The 18,765-nt window shown below is 54.0% G+C and carries 15 protein-coding genes and 1 riboswitch; of the genes, 3 read left to right on the forward strand and 12 right to left on the reverse strand.

What is annotated here, in order from left to right:
- Positions 1–10: 10 nt before the first annotated feature.
- Positions 11–1,153, reverse strand: a complete 1,143-nt coding sequence (locus tag KDC22_RS31675) for a glycosyl hydrolase family 8 (RefSeq protein WP_211721490.1) — start codon at positions 1,151–1,153, stop codon at positions 11–13.
- A gap of 288 nt (positions 1,154–1,441) precedes the next feature.
- Between KDC22_RS31675 and KDC22_RS33845 the strand changes: the two genes are divergently transcribed.
- A complete protein-coding gene (locus KDC22_RS33845; RefSeq protein ID WP_281424948.1) occupies positions 1,442–1,576 on the forward strand; it encodes a hypothetical protein in 135 nt (44 codons plus the stop codon).
- Positions 1,577–2,122: 546 nt separating this feature from the next.
- Here KDC22_RS33845 and KDC22_RS31680 read toward each other — a convergent pair.
- From KDC22_RS31680 to KDC22_RS31725, 10 genes are all read right to left on the reverse strand, one after another.
- A complete protein-coding gene (locus tag KDC22_RS31680) occupies positions 2,123–3,139 on the reverse strand; it encodes a potassium channel family protein (RefSeq protein WP_211721491.1) in 1,017 nt (338 codons plus the stop codon).
- A 98-nt stretch (positions 3,140–3,237) separates the two neighbouring features.
- Complete coding sequence (locus KDC22_RS31685) at positions 3,238–3,630, reverse strand: DUF350 domain-containing protein (RefSeq protein WP_173133846.1); 393 nt, start codon at positions 3,628–3,630, stop codon at positions 3,238–3,240.
- The gene (locus tag KDC22_RS31690; RefSeq protein ID WP_211721492.1) at positions 3,627–4,280 is read right to left on the reverse strand and encodes a hypothetical protein; all 654 of its coding nucleotides are present in this window, start codon (positions 4,278–4,280) and stop codon (positions 3,627–3,629) included. Before KDC22_RS31690 ends, KDC22_RS31685 begins: the two co-directional genes overlap by 4 nt.
- A complete protein-coding gene (locus KDC22_RS31695) occupies positions 4,267–5,490 on the reverse strand; it encodes a glutathionylspermidine synthase family protein (RefSeq protein ID WP_211721493.1) in 1,224 nt (407 codons plus the stop codon). Before KDC22_RS31695 ends, KDC22_RS31690 begins: the two co-directional genes overlap by 14 nt.
- Complete coding sequence (locus KDC22_RS31700; protein WP_211721494.1) at positions 5,487–6,179, reverse strand: hypothetical protein; 693 nt, start codon at positions 6,177–6,179, stop codon at positions 5,487–5,489. Before KDC22_RS31700 ends, KDC22_RS31695 begins: the two co-directional genes overlap by 4 nt.
- Before the next feature lie 29 nt (positions 6,180–6,208).
- Positions 6,209–6,427 carry a hypothetical protein gene (locus KDC22_RS31705; RefSeq protein WP_036691939.1) on the reverse strand — a complete coding sequence of 73 codons (219 nt, stop codon included), beginning with the start codon at positions 6,425–6,427 and terminating at the stop codon, positions 6,209–6,211.
- Between the two features lie 231 nt (positions 6,428–6,658).
- On the reverse strand, positions 6,659–7,783 hold the full coding sequence (locus KDC22_RS31710) for a response regulator (protein WP_211721495.1): 1,125 nt from the start codon (positions 7,781–7,783) through the stop codon (positions 6,659–6,661).
- A gap of 41 nt (positions 7,784–7,824) precedes the next feature.
- Positions 7,825–10,950, reverse strand: a complete 3,126-nt coding sequence (locus KDC22_RS31715; RefSeq protein WP_246553150.1) for an ATP-binding protein — start codon at positions 10,948–10,950, stop codon at positions 7,825–7,827.
- Between the two features lie 94 nt (positions 10,951–11,044).
- A complete protein-coding gene (locus KDC22_RS31720) occupies positions 11,045–12,343 on the reverse strand; it encodes a nucleobase:cation symporter-2 family protein (RefSeq protein WP_211721496.1) in 1,299 nt (432 codons plus the stop codon).
- Positions 12,337–12,942: a xanthine phosphoribosyltransferase gene (locus KDC22_RS31725; protein WP_173133875.1), complete on the reverse strand. Its 606-nt coding sequence runs from the start codon at positions 12,940–12,942 to the stop codon at positions 12,337–12,339. Before KDC22_RS31725 ends, KDC22_RS31720 begins: the two co-directional genes overlap by 7 nt.
- 185 nt (positions 12,943–13,127) lie before the next feature.
- A riboswitch (purine riboswitch) is annotated at positions 13,128–13,231 on the reverse strand.
- A gap of 324 nt (positions 13,232–13,555) precedes the next feature.
- On the opposite strand from KDC22_RS31725, the gene KDC22_RS31730 reads away from it, so the two are divergent.
- Both KDC22_RS31730 and KDC22_RS31735 read left to right on the forward strand, forming a co-directional pair.
- Positions 13,556–17,077 (forward strand): response regulator, encoded by a 3,522-nt coding sequence (locus tag KDC22_RS31730; RefSeq protein ID WP_246553152.1) that lies wholly within the window; start codon positions 13,556–13,558, stop codon positions 17,075–17,077.
- Positions 17,078–17,085: 8 nt separating this feature from the next.
- Positions 17,086–18,261 (forward strand): ATP-binding response regulator, encoded by a 1,176-nt coding sequence (locus KDC22_RS31735; protein ID WP_173133878.1) that lies wholly within the window; start codon positions 17,086–17,088, stop codon positions 18,259–18,261.
- 100 nt (positions 18,262–18,361) lie between these two features.
- Here the strand turns inward: KDC22_RS31735 and KDC22_RS31740 are convergent, their stop codons facing one another.
- Positions 18,362–18,754 carry a winged helix-turn-helix transcriptional regulator gene (locus tag KDC22_RS31740; protein WP_173133881.1) on the reverse strand — a complete coding sequence of 131 codons (393 nt, stop codon included), beginning with the start codon at positions 18,752–18,754 and terminating at the stop codon, positions 18,362–18,364.
- Between the last annotated feature and the right edge of the window lie 11 nt (positions 18,755–18,765).

Raw genomic sequence — 18,765 nt, forward strand, 5'->3', positions numbered from 1 at the left:
GTTTGTGTATCTATCTATAGGAATAAGCCAACAGCGCCATGAGGTTGTCAAAAGAGTATGCCTGCCGGGCCGCAACATCACCAAATCCGCCATACAGCGGACTTTCAGGATCTGTAACTCTGAATTCGTTCATCCGGTCCATACTGGACTGATAAAGAGATTCGTCCCCCGCCACAGCTCCAATCATAGCCGTGAGCGCATAGATCGCCGTAGATTGAATATCATTAGCCGGCAGACCCTCCCGTGTATATTGTCCGAACAATGTTCCCGCTGCGACCTGAGCTTTGATATAGCTGATGCTTGCCGGCTTCTGCCGGCCGCTCTCTGTCAGATGAAGAATAGTCAGCAGAGATTCTACTGCGTTGATGCCTTCAGAGCTGTACTCACCTGTCTTATAATCGAAGCGGGTCTCATAGAATGGAAAAGTATCGGACAAATATCCCTCCTCCAAAATACCGCTCATATTTTTCAACAAATTCTCTTTCGATTCGCTAGATATCGACAATTTCTGCAACACACTCAGATCAATATAACACAAAGTTACCGATTCGTTTACCACCTTGTAAAAATTGTCATACATGTCAAACATGTAACCTTTTTTAATGTTATTCTTATAAAATCTTTTGCTATATTTATCGGCTTCGCTAGTATATTCCGGTTGGTGAAATGCCTGACCCGCTTCATACAGCGCCCCGATCATCCGCAGATCGTCCACCGCTGCATTCACGTTGAATTGCTTCTGCTGCCCGGGACTGAAGCGGTAGCTGAAGCCGCCCTCCATATCGAAGGTTCGGCGGGCCAGCGTCCAGTGCCGGTTGAACCGCTCCTGATCGCCCTCCCGGACGGCCGTCTCCATTAGAAGAGAAGCCGATTCGCTCAGAACCTCATGCCCTGTAGCCTGCTCTGCCGATTCGCTGGTCTCCCGCAGATTCGTATATACCCCGTAGGGTCCTGTAAGCTTAGTGTCTATGAATTCAAGTAACTCCTGTTGCTCCACTGTGGGTTGGGGCCGCACCTCATCCGGCCGGGCTGTCCCTGGGGGCGGGACCGCCGGAGAAGAAGAAGGGACAGGCTGGGCTGAAGGACCGCCGCAAGAGGTTAACAAGAGCAGTGACAATCCCAGCGCAGCGGCCTTGCTATATCTGCTTCCCATGCCTTCACATCCTTAGATTTACAAGTAGGTTTATGGCCATAATAGTATAACGGTAATTATTGTCACATTATTTACGGTTTGGTTAAACTTTATGTACTGCTTCAAGGAATTATCCAGATGGTGGCTTGGAGCTGAGTAAGAGCTTCTAGGGGCGGATTCATTGTAAGCGCAGTCATAGGAGTCGATGCTGAAAGTGAGGATGCCCGGGAGTTGCGCAAGGATGCTGGGATTGGATACTTGGGAGTTGCATATGGATGACGGGGGTGGATACTTGGGAGTTGCGTATGGATGACGGGGGTGGAGGACGGGGAGCTGAGAGGGGAGCCGAGGGGCGGGGTTGGAGAAGCACTGACAAGCTCTCCCGGCAAGCAAGTGGACAAACGTATCTTAATTCGTCGATTTCTGGAAGATATACGGGACTAAGTGGAAAAACAACATCTACTGTTGATCATTTTTGCTGCTTCGGGTGAAAGGGGAGAATTTAAGTGCTGTTTATCCAACTCCTGTCTTAGAAACGTCTGTTCACGCATCAGCAAGTGTACTTAATCCAACTGCTATTTTCCTTAAAAGCTCCTCATAGCTCAAAACAGCTCAAAACAGTTCGTAACAGTTCGTAACAGTTCAGAACAGTTCGTAACAGTTCAGAACAGCTACTAACAGTTCGTAACAATTCATAACAGCCCGTAACAGCTCCTGTCAGCTCATCAAAGTTCGTTACAGCTCATAATAGCTCCTATCAGCTCATAACCCCCTATTAGCTCCTAACACTTCCCGCTCCACTCATTCCCCTTTCGGCTCCACTCATTCCCCTTTCGGCATTACTCACTCCCCCTTCGGCGTACTTTCCCTTCAGGACCTACAATCTCTAACCCGCAATCTCTAACCTGCAACCTAAAAAAGCCGGCCCGAGTCTTTACGACCGGACCAGCTCTGTTTGATATTGCCCTATGGAATTGACTTTTGTTCTGTCTAGCCTTCTTTGATTCTCCGGTAAGTCTCCTCATCGGCTACGATATAGAGTCTGGCCTCTGCCGGAATCGGCTGGTCGAGCTTGCGGTTAATGCCCAGATCGCCACGGTCGGACAGCAGGGTTGCCCCTTGGCGAAGCAGATCCTGGAAGGCCTCCCCATACGTGGTCCAGCCGCTGCGCCGGGGAATCTCATAGATATCATCGCCATGCTCCCGGCTGAGGAGCTGGGTAATCACCTCGGAATTGCCCTCTTGCAGGGCAGATCTGACCGCGAGTCTGGAGATGGCATCATGGGAGAGCACGAACTCGTTCACGTGAACATGCTTGAAGTTCTGAATATGCTTCTCCTGCATGATCTCAACAGTTGTATGTACCTGCGGGGCAATCCGTTCAATGCTGGAAGCAATCAGCAGCGTTTTGCCGTCGCTCAGCGAAGCCTCATCAATCCGGTTGTCGCTGAACACAATCGCTGCCCTGGCGCTTCCGATGTTCGCCTTCAGCAGGATATCGTCGCTGGAGGCATCTCCGCAGACGAAGTGGACCTGCTCCAGCTGTTCCAGCGGATGGCGCCCGTTCTCATCAATAATCACAATCTGGCAGTCTCCGTTGTAACATAGAATTTCGTCCACCGCCGCCTGTGTCTTACGATTCCAATTAATTAATACAATATGATTGTGTCCGTGATAGGTCAACGTTCCGGCTCCTCTCCTGCGCTGCAGCTCTCCCATAGCATCAATTATCTTGCCGATAACCAAGCTGAGCAGACCGATGCCAAAGATATATAAGAATACCGTAAACACCTTGCCGGTAACTGTAGTGGCGAAGTAGTCGCCGTAGCCTACAGTAGCCATCGTGGTCATGACCCAGTAAAAGGCGTTGAACCAGCTATGAAAAGTGTCCGGCTCCAGCAGAAATGCAATGGTTGAACTCAGAAGGATAAATGACAGAATAATTAGTGCTATGGACTTTTTGCGCAGATGAAGCAGCTTACCGGATAATCGGATTAGAAAATGCAACGCTCATCCCTGCCTTCGGGTTAATGGAGCCAGTAGGACGCAGCCGCGCCTGTAACTTCACAGCACGGCTACTGTGTCCGTCTGTCTAACCGGCCTTACTAAATAATCAGACTGCTTACCGCAAAGGCTGTCCCGATGAATACCATACAGAGCATCACGCCTACGGCCACATTCCCCTTCTGCAATTGTTCCGAGATGCGGAAGCTGGGGGTGAACAGCTCAAAGATCCAATAGGAGGCAATCAGGCACACATAACCCACCGCGAACCAGAGCATCATGAACCAGATTGACGTATTCGTATAGGCCGCCACACCAAGAATAATCGCCGTAGCCAGGAACTTGCCGCCAAAGGCGAGCGATACGGCCACATTTCCCTTCTTCAGCTCCTCCATGTCCTTATAAGGAGTCATCAGTGCAAATATAACCATACCCAGCACCTGCAGCAGAACAATGGTCAGAATACTTACCACCAGATTAATTGCTATCGTCATTTAGCCCACCCCCGAAATTTCGCATAGGCCGAGTCATAGTCGGCGAAATCATGTACTTCCTCCAGAACTACAGAGGCTGTCTTCTGTTTCTCCAGCGCTGTATAGCGCTTGTCGTCAATCGGCTGCTTGATCCGGTTACCTGACGGCAGCTCCAGCACCGCAAAGTTTCTCGTTTTGTTCTGATACTGGGTTTTGTATACTCCGACAAGATCCACATCCGTTGTAATGGATACCTTGAGATTCGCCAGATCCTCCGTTGCCGCCTTCTGGTCGGCATAAGATTTGAGCGTAGTCCACGCGGACAGCCGGATATCATTCTTCTGGTCGGCATCCGTCACCAGCTCGGCGTCCATGAACTGGAGCGTCCAGATGGTATCGCCTGTAGCATAATTACCGTCGTTGGGAAGCAGCTCATTATCCGGCAATACCGTCATGTCGCTGCCGATCAGATCCCCAACCTTGCCCTCCACCACCCGGTAATCCCACGGAACGCGTGATACGCTATCCGTCGTATCGGTGCCGGTGTGAAATACACTGTTGCTGTTCCCGGAGCATGCGCTTAGCAGCATAACTGCCAGAAGCAGCATCACGGCCAGCAGTCCGCGCCGGGATCTCCGCGCTGCGGCATGCCCCTCTCTACCCTTGAACATCTTCAAGCCCCCTCACTCCTAGCGCAATAAAATGACTGGCATTGCCTGTTATCGGCCCGCCGGCCCGGCCGAGCAGCCCGCAGGGCGTCCCGTTAATCACGAACATACCGGTCAGCAGATGAAGCTCTCCCTCCGCTGTCATGATCCGGGCCATTTCGGCTCTTTTCTGATAGACAACAGGGAAGAGCTCGCTGCTGTCATAACCTTCTTCATCCTTAATTTCAAGCGCACCGCTGTCATCGAAGATCCGCACGGACCCGCCTTCCCGGCCGAATACGGACTTGGACACAAAGCTCTCCGAGAATACCGCCTTATTGTATGTCGGCAGGATATAACTGGCGATGGCCTCGCGTTCCTCTTCAGTGAACAACAGGCCCAGCTCATACATCCCCCATACGGCGGCAATCAGACCCTTGGACTGGAGGATGATACTATGCGGTCCGTTGAACAGCTGGAGCTTCCCGCTCTCAATGGCATAGGCCAGGGCGTCGCCGCCTTCATCCACAGCCATCCACTCCTTCGGATACAGCGCGAACATCCGCTCAATGATCCGGTCCTCCCCGTCCTTGACAACTCCCTCATCAATCCACAGGTCCAGGCAGTCCACACAGCGGATATCAAGCCCGCTATGCACAGCCAATGCCTCTATAGTCCCGCTGTCCTCCTGATGGCTGCCATAGGCCACACAGGCTGCCGTATCCGGCCGCTCCACGGCCCAGGCTGCAGCAAGGTGCTGCTTCATCGCAGCATTCGGGCTCCCGATCCCGGCATCCGCGCAGATCCACGGTGTAGCGATGGAGGCCTCCACATATCCGGTCGGTGTATCCGCATTCAGCTCCAGCAGCTTAATGGTTCCGTCACCGGACACCGCGAAGTCAAACCGGGCATACCGGCTGATCAGCCCCGGCTCCGGCAGCGGACAGTCATCAAGCATCTGCCACAGCACCGGGGGAATTCCCAGCAGATCGTACAAGTCATGCCTGAGATGGACATAACGCACTGCCTTATCCAGAATCGACCAGAGAGCCGCCGAGGCTTCCTTCAATTCCTGATAAGTCTCGCCGCGCATTACAGCTACCGCATCCAGCCAGTACTCCTCTTCCTCCAGGTCGGCCCAGGTGAAGCCCAGCTCATGCAGCTGCTGCACGCGCGGGGCCCGCTCCAGACCGGATTGGTCTATATATTGAAATACGCTCCCGTTCCCGGTCATCCGCCGAAACCGCTTTTGCCGGAGCGGCTTACAGAGCTTTTGCCGGAGCTTTTGCTGGAGCCGGATTTGCTGGAGCCCAGTCCGCTGGAGGTTCCGCCGATGCCGCCCGATTTGGAAGAAGTATTCCTTCTCGTTACGGAGCCGGTGGACGAAGTTGAAGTCTTCGGCTTCACTACAGAGCCGGCGACCGGCTTATTCTGGAATTTGCCGCTGTTGTAGGTCGGCGGTTTATAAGTATTTCGTGTGCCGCCATAATAAGTAGGCCGGTCATTATACCAGCCCCGTGAAGAATAGAACGAACCGCTGTTGAACAGCATGTGGTACAGCAGCACATCATCCCAGCCGAAGCCCGAGCTGTAGCCGCCGTAATTGTTGATGACCGTTGTGCCGCCCGAGGTCACCGCCCCCTGCCCTTCCTGGACAGTCTCTTGCTGTTCCTCGGGATACGGGATACTCCAGTCCACATTCTTGTCGAAATAGTTCTTCACTTCCTCGGTAGACCAGGAGACCAGCTTAGGCTCCTCACCGCTGCCGCTTGTACTCCCGCTGGCGCCGGCGCCTCCGGGTATGAATAACGCGTTAGCCAGCAGAGCAATGCCGAGCGAGGTCGACAATACGCGGATCGGTTTGCCATCCGGAGTGAACAGCCTGCTTACTGCGGGTTCTTTTGCATTTTCGTCTTTTGCCAACTTGGCTCCTCCCTTCCTGGTATTCATCTCTAACCTTCTGTACGCATGGGAACCAGCAGAAGCTCCAGCTTCCCTTCATCCACATTCAGCCTTCCCTCTACCGCCTCGAACTCGCGGCCGCCTACGACAATATAATTGACATGCTCCAGAGCCGTAACCATATTCATGCTCCAGACGCGCTCCTCAATCATTTGCAGGTCGCCTTCCGGCAGCTTCTCAAACAGGATGACCTTCAACCCATTATCCATGCTTAATCCCATCTCCTCTTGAATACTCATTATGCTTCTGACTTCTGATACGCTGCTTGTGACACTTTCGTTTCAACTCCCGCAGCCTTGAATATGTATACCACAGGACAGCATGATTGTACCGTTACTCCTTCATCCTTCATCCCTATCTATATTATCTGAACCGGATCAACTAAATTCTATGCCTGACAAATAATAATGGCAATGGGAAAATCAGTGACAGCCGCTGACTCATAGCACCTTCTGGACCCAGCTGTCCATAACCTGATCCGGACGGATGCCCAGGTCTCTCTCCAGCAATTCTTTATACTTATCGTAGTGTGTCCTGAAACCGATGAAATCCCCCAGATCCGCGTAACTTCGCAGGGCAAGCCGGCAGATCTGATCCGAATACGGATCGACCGCCTGCAGGTCCAGCAGCCTGTCCAGCGCCTGCCGGGGCCGCCCGGAGGACAGCTCATACTCAGCGGAATGCAGAGCCATGCGGATATACCGGACCTGCAGCTCCTTGCGCCGGATCTCTGCCCAGTCATAGTGATGTTCTTCCAGGTAATCTCCACGGTACAGCTTCAACACATTCTCCCGGCGCAGCCATTCCTCATCCGACTCCACAGGCGTACCGGAATACCCCCGCTCGAACTCCTCCACATCCAGCAGCACCTTCTCCTTGGTCAGCCTGTACCGCTCCTGCGAGAACTCCACCAGCACCTCCATATCCCATGCCTTCAGCAGCTTGCGGATATGGTACACGGTCGTATGCAGATTCGTCACAGCCTTCTCCGGCTTGAAATCCGGCCAGACAAGATCCACAATCGTATCCTTCATGATCCACTGTCCGCGGTTATGCAGCAGCAGGGCAAACACTTCCTGGGCTTTGCTTGTTCTCCACTGCATCTTGCGGCCCGGCTCCATGCTGTCCGTGAATTCAAGCCGTTTGAAGCAAAGAATGGACAGCTCCTTGACGGGTACCGCAGATTTGGGGAGGGACTCTGTCCGCACTTCGGACTTCTGCAGCCGCTCCAGGGTTTTGCTTAACCGCTGGGAGGTTACCGGCTTCAGCAGATAATCTGCGGCATTCAATTCAAAAGCCTCGATGGCATACTCGCTGTATGCGGTAATATAGACAATCCGGGTGCTCCGGTCCAGACCCGCAATATATTCTCCAGCCTCCAGCCCGTTCATCTCCGGCATGCCGATATCCAGGAATACAATATCCGTCTTATCCCGCTCCAGATGCTCCAGCCCCCGCCGGGCTGACGTATATTTCCCGGTAATCTCCAGACGCCCGTCCTTCAGAAGCAGACGCTCCAGGTGCTGAAGCGCCGGCTTCTCATCGTCAATCAGTATCGCCTTCATGGAAGGACTCACCTCCTATTCATCGTTCACAGGTCTATCGCTTATCTTGGAATGGTATAAGATATAGCGGTTCCCCGGCCCGGTACGCTGTCAATGCTCAGGCCTGTTCCGTACATTTTGAGCAGCCGGTGCTGAATATTCCGCAGCCCGATGCCTCCCTCTGTCCGTTCATCGGACAGGATCTCCACAATCTTCTGCGGGGACATTCCAACACCGTCATCCAGAACAGCTACCCTGAGGGAGCCGGGCAGCAGCTCGACCGTCAGCTGCACCGTCCCTCCGGCCTCCTTCTGCATCAGGCCATGATTCACGGCGTTCTCTACAATCGGCTGAATGCTCAGCGGCGGAACCATAGCCATCACATCGTCCGGGACATCGAACTCGATATTCAGCCGCTCATCGAACCGTGCCTGCTCCAGAGCAAGGTAGGATTTGACCAGCTCCAGCTCCTTCACAATAGACACGGTCTGCCCCCGGTTCTGGAAGTCGAAGCTGCTCCGCAGGTATTGGCTGAGGTCGAGCAGCAGCTCCGTGGCCTTGTCCGGTTCTACCGGACATACCGAAATAATGGCATTCAGGGCATTATATAAGAAATGCGGCTTGATCTGCGCCTGCAGGTAAGCGATCTCCGCCTGAACAGAGGCACGGATAGACTTGCGCATATCCAGCAGGGTCTGCATCCGCGCCTTGAATTCGCGCAGCTCCACCGGCTTGCTTAGATAATCATTCGCGCCGGCCTCGAACGCTGCCAGGATATCGTCCGGACGGCTGCTAGCCATGAGCACCAGAATAGGCAGCTCAGACAAGGTGAACCGTTCACGGATGGCCTTGACTAACAGAAGTCCGGGTACCTCCGGGATCACCCAGTCGGCAATAACAAGATCTAGCTCAGGGTTCTGCTGAATGATATGCATAGCCTCGGCTCCGCTGCTGGCGGTAATCACCGAATGGTTCTCCAGTTGCAGCATACCTGTCAGCACGCGGAGGTTAACAGGGTCATTATCCACTACCAGAATGGAGCAGCAGTCCGCAGACGGCGGCAAGACCGGGTCTTCTCCGGGAGGCTGATACGCAGCAGCAGCCTCCCATCCGTGGAACTCCTTGAGTTCCTCCTCCAGCAGCGCCCGGCTCCTCTGCAGGATAGGCTGAGTGAAGCGGAAGATCGAGCCGTGCCCCGGCTCTGAATGCGCCTCAATCTCTCCGCCTGTCAGTTCTACCAGCCTCTGGGTAATACTGAGACCAAGCCCGTTCTCCCGGTACACCTTGTTCGCGGCGGGACCGCTTGGATCATAAGCATCGAATATCGAGCGCAGCCGCTCAGGCGCTATGCCTTGACCTGTATCCGTTATAAGGATGGCAACATACTCTTCTTTAACCTCAGCAGACAATGTTATCACGCCTCTGGGCGTATAATTCACTGCATTTGCCAATAAATTATGCAGAATCTGGGCCAGGCGCTGCTCATCCGTCTCCAGCAGCGGAAGCCGCTCCGGCAGAATCAGGCGGAATTCCAGGTGGCTATTCCCGTACACCTGGCGGGTGACCTCCATGATCGAGGAAGCTGTTGTAAGGAGATCAACTGCCTGGCGGCGCAGAAACAGCGAGCCGTGGTTGAGCTTCGCGAAGTCCGACATATCATGGATTAAGGCTGTGAGCCGCTTGCCGGTGGAGACAATCGTAAGGAGCTGCTCACTCTGTGCACTGCTTATGGAACCAGCGGTGCCCTGCGCCAGGACCTTGGCCATGTTCACAATCCCCTGAAGCGGCTTGCGGAGTTCCTGGGAAGTATCGGAGATGAAGTCGTCCTTCAGACCGTCAAGCGACAGCAGACGGCGTGAGAGCTGTTCCACCTCCAGGAAGGAGGCCGCATATTGGCGGGTCATAATAATGGCCTGAACGAACCCGAACAGGAGAATTTCGTAGGAGATGATGAAATAGCTGAAGTTCATGCCCATGAAGCTGATCAGGTAATAAATAATAACCACGCTCAGGCTCTCAATGCTCACCATCATCAGGAACATATTTTTGTGATTGCGCCGGGTTCCCTGAACCATGGAGTAGAGGACGAAGCCTATGCTCACCGAGCCCCAGGTCAACAGCATGCCTTCCAGATAGCTGAACTGATAAGCCGGGACAAATACAGCAATCAGCAGCAGCAGGACCGTAAACAGCTTGGAGGTCTTAATGACTGCAATAGACATCGGATAGTTCACGGAATTGGCTACATAACGCAGCAGAAAATAATAGACCAGCGTGGAGGAAGCCAGCTGCAGCTTCAGGATAATCTCGTAAGGAAATCCCGGCATCACGGCCAGGATGAGCTTCTCGCCATGGGTTAGAATGTAGACCAGTGCCGCCAGGCAGAATAAACCGAGATATAAGGTAACCCCCCGGCTTTCCCTTACTTTGGAGAACATCAGCAGGAACAGGGACAGAACGAAGAATCCGATCACCGCAGCCCCATCCACGAACAGGGCAAATTCCCGGTGCTTCAGAATTGAGGTCTGATTACCGATGACAATCGGCTGAACAATTCCTCCTGAAGAGTAGCTGTAGTTAGCCACCTGCACAATAATCTCCATGGAATTCCCGGTCACCGATGCGAAGCCCATATAAGGCATATTATTCTGCCTGCCCTCAGAGGGAGCGGCTGACGGGGTACCACTGCTTCCAATCTCCTGCCCGTTCAAAAAAATCCTGCTCGCACTGCGGATGTTGCTGGTGCGCAGGCCATATACCACGGCTTCCCCCCCGGCAATTCTGGCCTGGAGGCGGTAGGTAGCGTGCCCCTTGGCCCGGCGGACCCCGTCTTCAGCAAGATCAGCGTTCCATTTCGCCGGAACCTTAATCATCGCAGAGACGGAGGGCGCCTTCTTCCCGCCGTTCACCGGATGGAAGTCTCCGGGCGACAGGAGTACATCGCGGTACAGCTCCCATTCTCCATCCAGCTTCATGATACCGTCCTGGCTGGGGTTCCAGGAGCGCAAGTCGATGACACCCTGTACTGCCTGCGGCCTGTCCCCTTTGATCTGCAGGGTCTGGAGGACGGAGAGCAGCGGAATGATCAATACCAGCACCAGACTGCCGAGAATACTCAGCCAATACTTTCTCATATTCTCTGCCATTCCCTTCTGGTTGTAGTAATAGAAGTATTTTAAATTATACAACAGGGGTTGTTTATCTGAGCACACAAAAAAAGCCGATTCCCATATATTTCGGAATCGGCCGCGAATCTTGTTAGATTCGCCGTGATGGAAGATTTTACTTAACCTCCGGGGCTGCGGCGGCCACCGGTGCGTTGTCCTGGGTTCTCGACAAGAAGATATTGAGAATAATGGCCGTCAGGGAACCGGATACTATGCCGTTCTGCAGCAGCATTCTGGCGAACTCCGGCAGCTGGTCGAACATGGACGGAAGCACTGCAGAGCCGAGGCCCACAGCAATACTGCAGGCTGCAATCAACAGATTACCGTCCTTGCGGAGATCAACATCGGACAGAATCGACATGCCGGAAGCGGCTACCGATCCGAACATGACAATCATCGCCCCGCCAAGCACCGCATTCGGCACGACAGTGGTCAGTGCGGCGAGCTTCGGCAGCAGGCCCAGCACGATCATAATTCCGCCAGCTGCAAAAATCACATTCCGCGTCTTCACCCGGGTCAGCGACAGCAACCCGACATTCTGGGAGAATGCGGTGTACGGGAAGGCGTTGAAGAAGCCGCCAAGCATGATGGCCAGTCCTTCGGAACGCAGGCCGTTGACGATCTGCTTCTGCTCCACCTGCTGGTCCGTTGCCTTGCCTACAGCAAAATAAACGCCCGTTGATTCCACCATGGACACAATATTCACGATAATCATCGTGAATATCGCCGTAATGCTGAACTGCGGCCAGCCGAAGTAGAACGGCTGGGCAACACTGACCCAGGAGGCCGTAGTCACGGTAGAGAAATGCACGATGCCCATGGCGTAGCCGATACCCGTTCCAACCACCAGACCGACCAGCACGGATACGGAACGCAGGAACCCTGTAGTCAGCCGGTTCACGGCCAGAATGACGAGCAGGGTGATCAGCGCCAGCAGCAGATTGCGGGGCTGGCCGAAGTCGGTGCTGCCCTGGCCCCCGGCCACGTTATTCATCGCTACCGGGATCAGCGACAGCCCGATAATGGTGACTACCGATCCGGTAACTACCGTAGGGAAGAACTTCAGCAGCTTCCCGTACACCGGGGCTGCCAGTACAACGAACAGACCCGAGATAATGATGGCGCCGTACGCCGTCGCCAGATTGGAGCCTGAAGCAATGGCGATAATCGGGCTGACGGCAGTGAAGGTACAGCCGAGGACCACCGGAAGTCCGCTACCGAAATATTTGCTGCGCATAATCTGCAGCAGGGTAGCCAGTCCGCAGGTGAACAGATCCGCTGCAATCAGATACGCCATCTGCGTACCGTTCAAATTGAGCGCTCCTCCGACCACCAGCGGTACAATGACAGCTCCGGCATACATAGCCAGCACATGCTGAAGCCCGAGGGCGAATATCTTCTGTTTGCTTAACATCCTGCACTCTCCTTGATTAATTCTTCCTGATCTATGAAATGAATCTCACCCGGCGACATCGAAGCAATCCGGGCCAGCGCATGTACAGGAACTCCGCGCTGCTCCAGCAGACCGCGTCCCTCCTGGAAGCTTTTCTCGATCACACAGCCGACCCCAAGCAGCTCCGCCCCAGATTCCGCAATGATCTCGCATAACCCTACAAGCGCAGCGCCGGTAGCCAGGAAATCGTCGATAATCAGTACTTTGTCTTCAGGTCCCAGATACTTCCGGGAGATGCTGATCCGGTAGTCCTCCTGGCGGGTGAACGAATGAACCGGTGCCGAATACACCGCCTCGGACAGGGTAACCGCCTTGTTTTTCTTGGCATAGATGAACGGTACGCCCAGCGCAATCCCTGCCGCCATCGCGAACTGGATGCCGCTGGCCTCCACAGTCAGCACCTTGGTGACCGGCTGATCCCCGAAGATGGCTGCGAATTCCTGCCCGATTTGCAGTGCAAGCTCCGTGTCCACCTGATGATTCAGAAACGAGTCTACTTTCAGTACAGTGCCTGACAGAATTAAGCCTTCTTGCCTGATGCGCTCCTCTAATACTTTCATTACAGCAATTCTTCCTCCTTTGAATAAAAGACAGATGTACAATAAAAAAAGGACAGATTCCCCTGAGTGTTTCTCTCAAGTGAATCTGTCCTTCTGGGTTTTTGTCCCTTAGTGGTGTAACACATATACGTGTCCGCATCGCTTGGACCAGTCCTTCCCGTGCCATGGCACAAGAAACGGAACCCTAGATGCGCTATTTCACTCATAGTCGGATAATTACAGTGGTTATCCGGTAGAAACTTATGGGCCATATTCCCAAGATTATATGAGTTATGATAAGTCTATATCTTACACGCTCCGCAGAATGCTTACAAGCAAAATTTTAAGTATATTTGCGGTGGTTTCATAGTTTTTCATAAAAAGTTAACAATCGTTCATCCTCGCGGCTGCTGAAGCCGGCATAACCCCCGAAAAGCCTTGAAAGCTGAAGTTTTCCGGGGTTTTCTTGCTGCCCGCTCTATCGCCCAGCCTCTATTAAAAGTATAATTATATAGATTTAGTATTACTAACTGAACAAAGGCGGCGAACAATGAGAATAAAACAACAAGTTTGGTTAGCAACATCCGTTTCTATACTGCTGCTTGGCAGTATGATTACTATATCTATCCTCAATATGGAGGGGGGCTCCCGCCTCCTCGCCGCAGGTCTCGGTGCTTGCGGCATTCTGATCGGGATTGGCCTGATCTTCAGTATTCAGCGGAACATCAACCACGGACTGAACCGGATTATGAACATCTCCAGGGATATTGCGGAAGGGACCCTTAGCCCGGCAGCCGCATCTACTGTGCGCAAGGATGAATTCGGGCAGCTCGCCGGCTCTTTCTATAAGCTCGCGTCTGATCTTCACTACAGAACCGCCGAAGAACGCGAGCTGCGGCTGAAGGCGGAGGAGCAGGCCTGGATCAACACGCAGGTGTCAGAGATGGCGATGCAGCTTCAGGGCTCCGTGCAGCTCCAGACGGCTTCCCGTGTCTTCATCGGGAAGCTGGCTGCCGCTGTCGGCGGGAGCTATGGAGCGGTCTACCTGAAGCAGGGAGACCAGCTTAACTTCGCAGCCGGCTATGCCATAGATGAGTCCGCAGGACACCGGGAGCCGATCCCGCTCGGCAGCGGACTGGTCGGACAATGCGGGCTGGACCAGCAGATTATTATGCTGCAGGATCTTCCGGAGGATTATATCAAAGTGCACTCCGCACTCGGAGAAGCCTCCCCTGCCTCGCTGATCGTAGTTCCCATCCTGCATGAGCAGGAAGTGGTTGCCGTAATGGAGCTGGCAGCGTTGCACCACTTCGGGTACAAGGAACATCAGCTGATTGAGCGGACCGGCCAGAATATGGGGGTCCTGATCAATACGCTGGCCGGTGTCGCCAAGATCGAAGAGCTGCTGAACGAGACCCAGCTGCAGAAGGAAGAGCTGGAGACACAGACTGAGGAGCTGCAGGCTCAGACCGAGGAGCTGGAAGCACAGACGGAAGAGCTGCTCGCCCAGACCGATGAGCTGCGTAAGCAGACCGATCAATTGCATGATCAGAAGGTTGAGCTGGAGGTGCAGGCCGAAAGCCTGCTGAGCTTCAACGAGCAGCTCCAGGAACAAATGGAGCTGACAGAGGAACAAAAGGCCGAGATTGAAGCCCAGGCCGATGAGCTTAGAATACAGACAGAAGAACTGGCAGCCTCGAATCTGGAGCTTACGCAGCAGATGGAGGTTACCCACCGGCAGGCCGCAGAGATTAAGGCGCAGGCCGACGAATTATCCGCAGCTAACCGTGATATGCAGAAGCAGCTGCAGATTTCAGAACTCCAGAAATCCGAGATTGCTGAGCAGGCGGAGGAGCTGCAGGCCCAAACAAATGAGCTGCTGAACCAGAAGGAGGAACTCCAGGCCCAGACGGAAGAACTACAGTCTCAGACAGAGGAGCTACAGGCACAAGCTGATGAGCTGCTTGCCCAGGCCGAGGAGCTGCACACCCAGAAGGAAGAGCTGGCAGCCTCCAATGATCAGCTGCTGCTCCAGGTTGAGCTAACCGGTAAGCAGAAGGAAGAGATCGAGGTGCAGGCGCAGGAGATCTTCATGGCCGCACAATACAAATCGGAATTTCTGGCCAATGTCTCCCATGAGCTGCGTACGCCGCTGAACAGCCTGCTTATCCTCTCGCAGATTCTCGCCGAGAACAAGGAAGGGAACCTTCAGGCCAAGCAGCTGGAATACGTGCATACGATTTTCTCGGCAGGCAAGGATCTTCTTCAGCTGATCGACGAGATTCTTGACCTGGCGAAGCTGGAGGTCGGCAAAATGACCCCTGTTATCGAGCCGGTCTCCCTGCTGGATCTCAGCAGCAATATTTACCGCCACTTCGAACAGCAGGCCAAGAAAAAGAACCTCCGGTTCGATGTCCATACGGACAGCCGCCTGCCCGATCATCTGATGACAGACGGCCATAGGCTCCAGCAGGTTATGAATAACCTGTTGTCCAATGCCCTGAAGTTCACCCCGGAGCAAGGCTCCGTTACCCTCTCTATCCGCACCAGCGGCGAAGAGGTGATCTTCTCCGTCAGCGATACTGGCATCGGTATTGCCGCTTCCAAGCTGGAGAGTATCTTCGAGGCCTTCCAGCAGGCCGACGGCACCACCAGCCGCAGATATGGCGGAACCGGTCTGGGCCTCACGATCTGCCGGGAGCTGGCAACGCTGCTGGGCGGAAGAATTGAGGTTGATTCCATAGAGGGCAAGGGCAGCACCTTCTCCCTGCTGATTCCCGCTGTGGAGCCGGGAGAGGATGCCCACGCGCTGGCTGCCTCTGCCTTTGCGGCCGCAGCTACTGCGGATCACCCGGGGGCCGAAGCGGCTCCCCGGGAGAATCCGGCCTTCCGGGAATCCTTCGTTCCCGATATCTCCATCTCCAATCCGAAGCTGCTGCAATATGCCGAGATGGAAGATGACCGCAGCAACCTGACAAGCGGCGATACGCTGCTGCTGATTATTGAAGAGGATGCTGAATTCGCCGCCATGCTGCTGCAGCTCGCGCGCAGCCGGGGCTTCAAAGCCATCGTCGCCTTCCAGGGCGATCAGGGGCTGGCGCTGGCCCATGCCTACAAGCCGGATGCGATCCTGCTGGATCTGCATCTCCCCGTATTGGACGGCTGGTCCATTATCAGCCGGCTGAAGAGCAGGCCGGAGCTGCGCCACATCCCCGTGCATGTCATCTCGACAGCCGAGGAGAATCAGCAGAGCCTGGCGATGGGCGCCTTATCCTTCTGGAAGAAGCCGAATGATTATGCCGAGCTTGAGGCAGCCTTCCTGCAGATCGAGACCTATATCCGCCGTCCGGTGAAGAGTCTGCTGATTGTCGAAGACAATAAGGTTCTGCGCAGCAGCCTTGTGGAATTCATCGCCCATCCCGATGTGAACATCATTGCCGTCGGCACAGGGAGAGAAGCCATGGAGCATCTGGCCAGCCATCATTTTGACTGTATGGTGCTGGACCTGGGCCTGTCGGATATATCCGGCTTCGACCTGCTGGAGCAGGTCAAAACCAACCGCAAGCTGCAGACCCTGCCGGTTATCATCTACACAGGCAAGGATCTCAGCAAGACGGACGAGCAGCGCCTCAAGCATTATGCCGAGAGCATTGTCATCAAGAACGTGCGGTCCATGGAAAGGCTCTATGATGATACGGCCTTGTATCTGCACCGCAAGCACGCGGACCTGCCGCTGGACAAGCAGCGCCTGATCGAGAATCTGCATAATCCGGAGGCCGCTTTTGCCGGAAAAAGCATTCTGCTTGTGGATGATGATATGCGTAATATCTTTGCATTATCCAGTGTCCTGGAAGGGTATAATATGGAGATCAGCTTTGCCCAGAACGGTAACGAAGCACTGAAGCATCTGGAGGACAACCCCGGGGTCGAGCTCGTATTCATGGATATCATGATGCCGGAGATGGATGGTTACGAGACCATGAAGCACATCCGGCTCAGACCGGAGTATGATCAGCTGGTCATTATCGCTCTGACTGCCCGCGCCCTGGAGGAAGACCGGGTCAAGTGCCTGCAGGCCGGAGCAAACGATTATATTTCCAAACCGATCAATACAACACAGCTGGTGAGCGTGCTGAAATTATGGTTGATTCAATAGGAGGCGTCATGGAGTATCCGATTAATATTCTAGTAGTAGATGACCGGGCAGAGGAATTCCTGTCCATCCAGGCATTGCTGGCCGATTCCCCCTACCGGCTGGTCAATGCGCTATCCGGGATGGAGGCGCTGAAATGTCTGCTGGAGCAGGAATTCGCCTTGATTATTATGGATGTGCTTATGCCTGATATGAACGGGTTCGAAACGGCGAAACGAATTAAAATGCGTCAAAAATCACGGGATATTCCCATCATATTCCTGACCTCCCTGACTTCCGAGCTGGAGAACTATATGATGGCCTACTCTGCCGGGGCGATAGATTACTTGACCAAGCCTTACCATCCGACCGTGTTAAAAAGCAAGATTGACGGCTTCGTCCGCCTCTATCAGACCCTCAAAGAGCTGCAGCTCAAAACCGAGGAGCTGGAGACGGCCAACAGCATCCTTACCGAACTGAAGGAAACAGCCGAAGTGGCTCTGCGGATCAAAAGCGGCTTCCTCGCCATGATGAGCCATGAGATCCGTACACCGCTGAACGGGATTATTGCCATGTCCGATGTACTGCGCTCCTCCGATCTATCCGCAGACGACCAGGAGATGGCCGAGATCATTCATACGAGCGGCCATGCGCTGGTCTCGGTGATTACACATATCCTGGACTTCACCAAGATTGAATCGGGAAAAATGGAGCTGGATTACGAGCTCTTCAATCTCCACTCCTGCCTCAAAGAAACGGTCGATCTGTTCCGGGCGCTGGCCAGAGAACGCAGCCTGACCCTGGAGACCTCCATTGATGCTGACGTTCCTGCCCTGCTCATCGGCGATCCCAACCGTCTGCGTCAGGTCTTGAACAACCTGATCGGCAATGCCATTAAATTCACCCAATCCGGCGGCGTCAAAGTGCATGTCCATCTCCGGCAGGCTATGGATAAGCTGCTGGAGCTGGAATTCATTATTGAAGATACCGGAATCGGCATCCCAGCGGACAAAATGAAATATCTGTTCCAGCCGTTCACCCAGATCGGAGCCACCATCAACCGCAAGTTCGGCGGAACCGGGCTCGGGCTGTCCATCTGCAAAATGCTGGTCGATCTCATGGGCGGAACGATCTACGCCAAGCCAGATGTTGAGGGCGGAGCAACCTTTATCTTCACCATTCAGGTCGCAGAAGGAGAGCCGGATTGAACCCCCGCATCGTCCATGCACTTCTATCCTATCTTTCCGAAGAAACGGCTATGCCATCCTCTGTGAGGACGGCATAGCCGTTTCTTCTTGTTTCCATTCCTTATTCCGCCGCGCCCGGCAGCAATTCCCCCTGCTTGTTATTCAGCACATTATCCTCCAGCACAGCGAATTTATCACCGTATTCCTTAATGATATGCAGCTCCCCCCACGCGCAGAGGGAATCCAGAATAGTTCCCAGGGTCTGTCCGTATTCGCTTAGCTCATATTCCACCTTGGGCGGAACCTGATTGTAGCTGATCCGGTTGACGATACCATCCTGCTCCAGCTCCCGGAGCTGCTGGGTCAGCATTTTCTGCGTAATGTTAGGCATATGGCGCTTAAGGTCGCTCGTCCGCAGCTTGCCGTGCCGCAGATGGCAGAGGATGACACACTTCCATTTCCCGCCGATCACTTCAAGCGTTGCTTCAACCGAAATATTATATTTTTTAGCCATTCATCTTCCCC

Origin of the sequence: Paenibacillus tritici, from assembly GCF_018207515.1 — a bacterium.
Taxonomy (GTDB): Bacteria; Bacillota; Bacilli; order Paenibacillales; family Paenibacillaceae; genus Paenibacillus_AQ; species Paenibacillus_AQ tritici.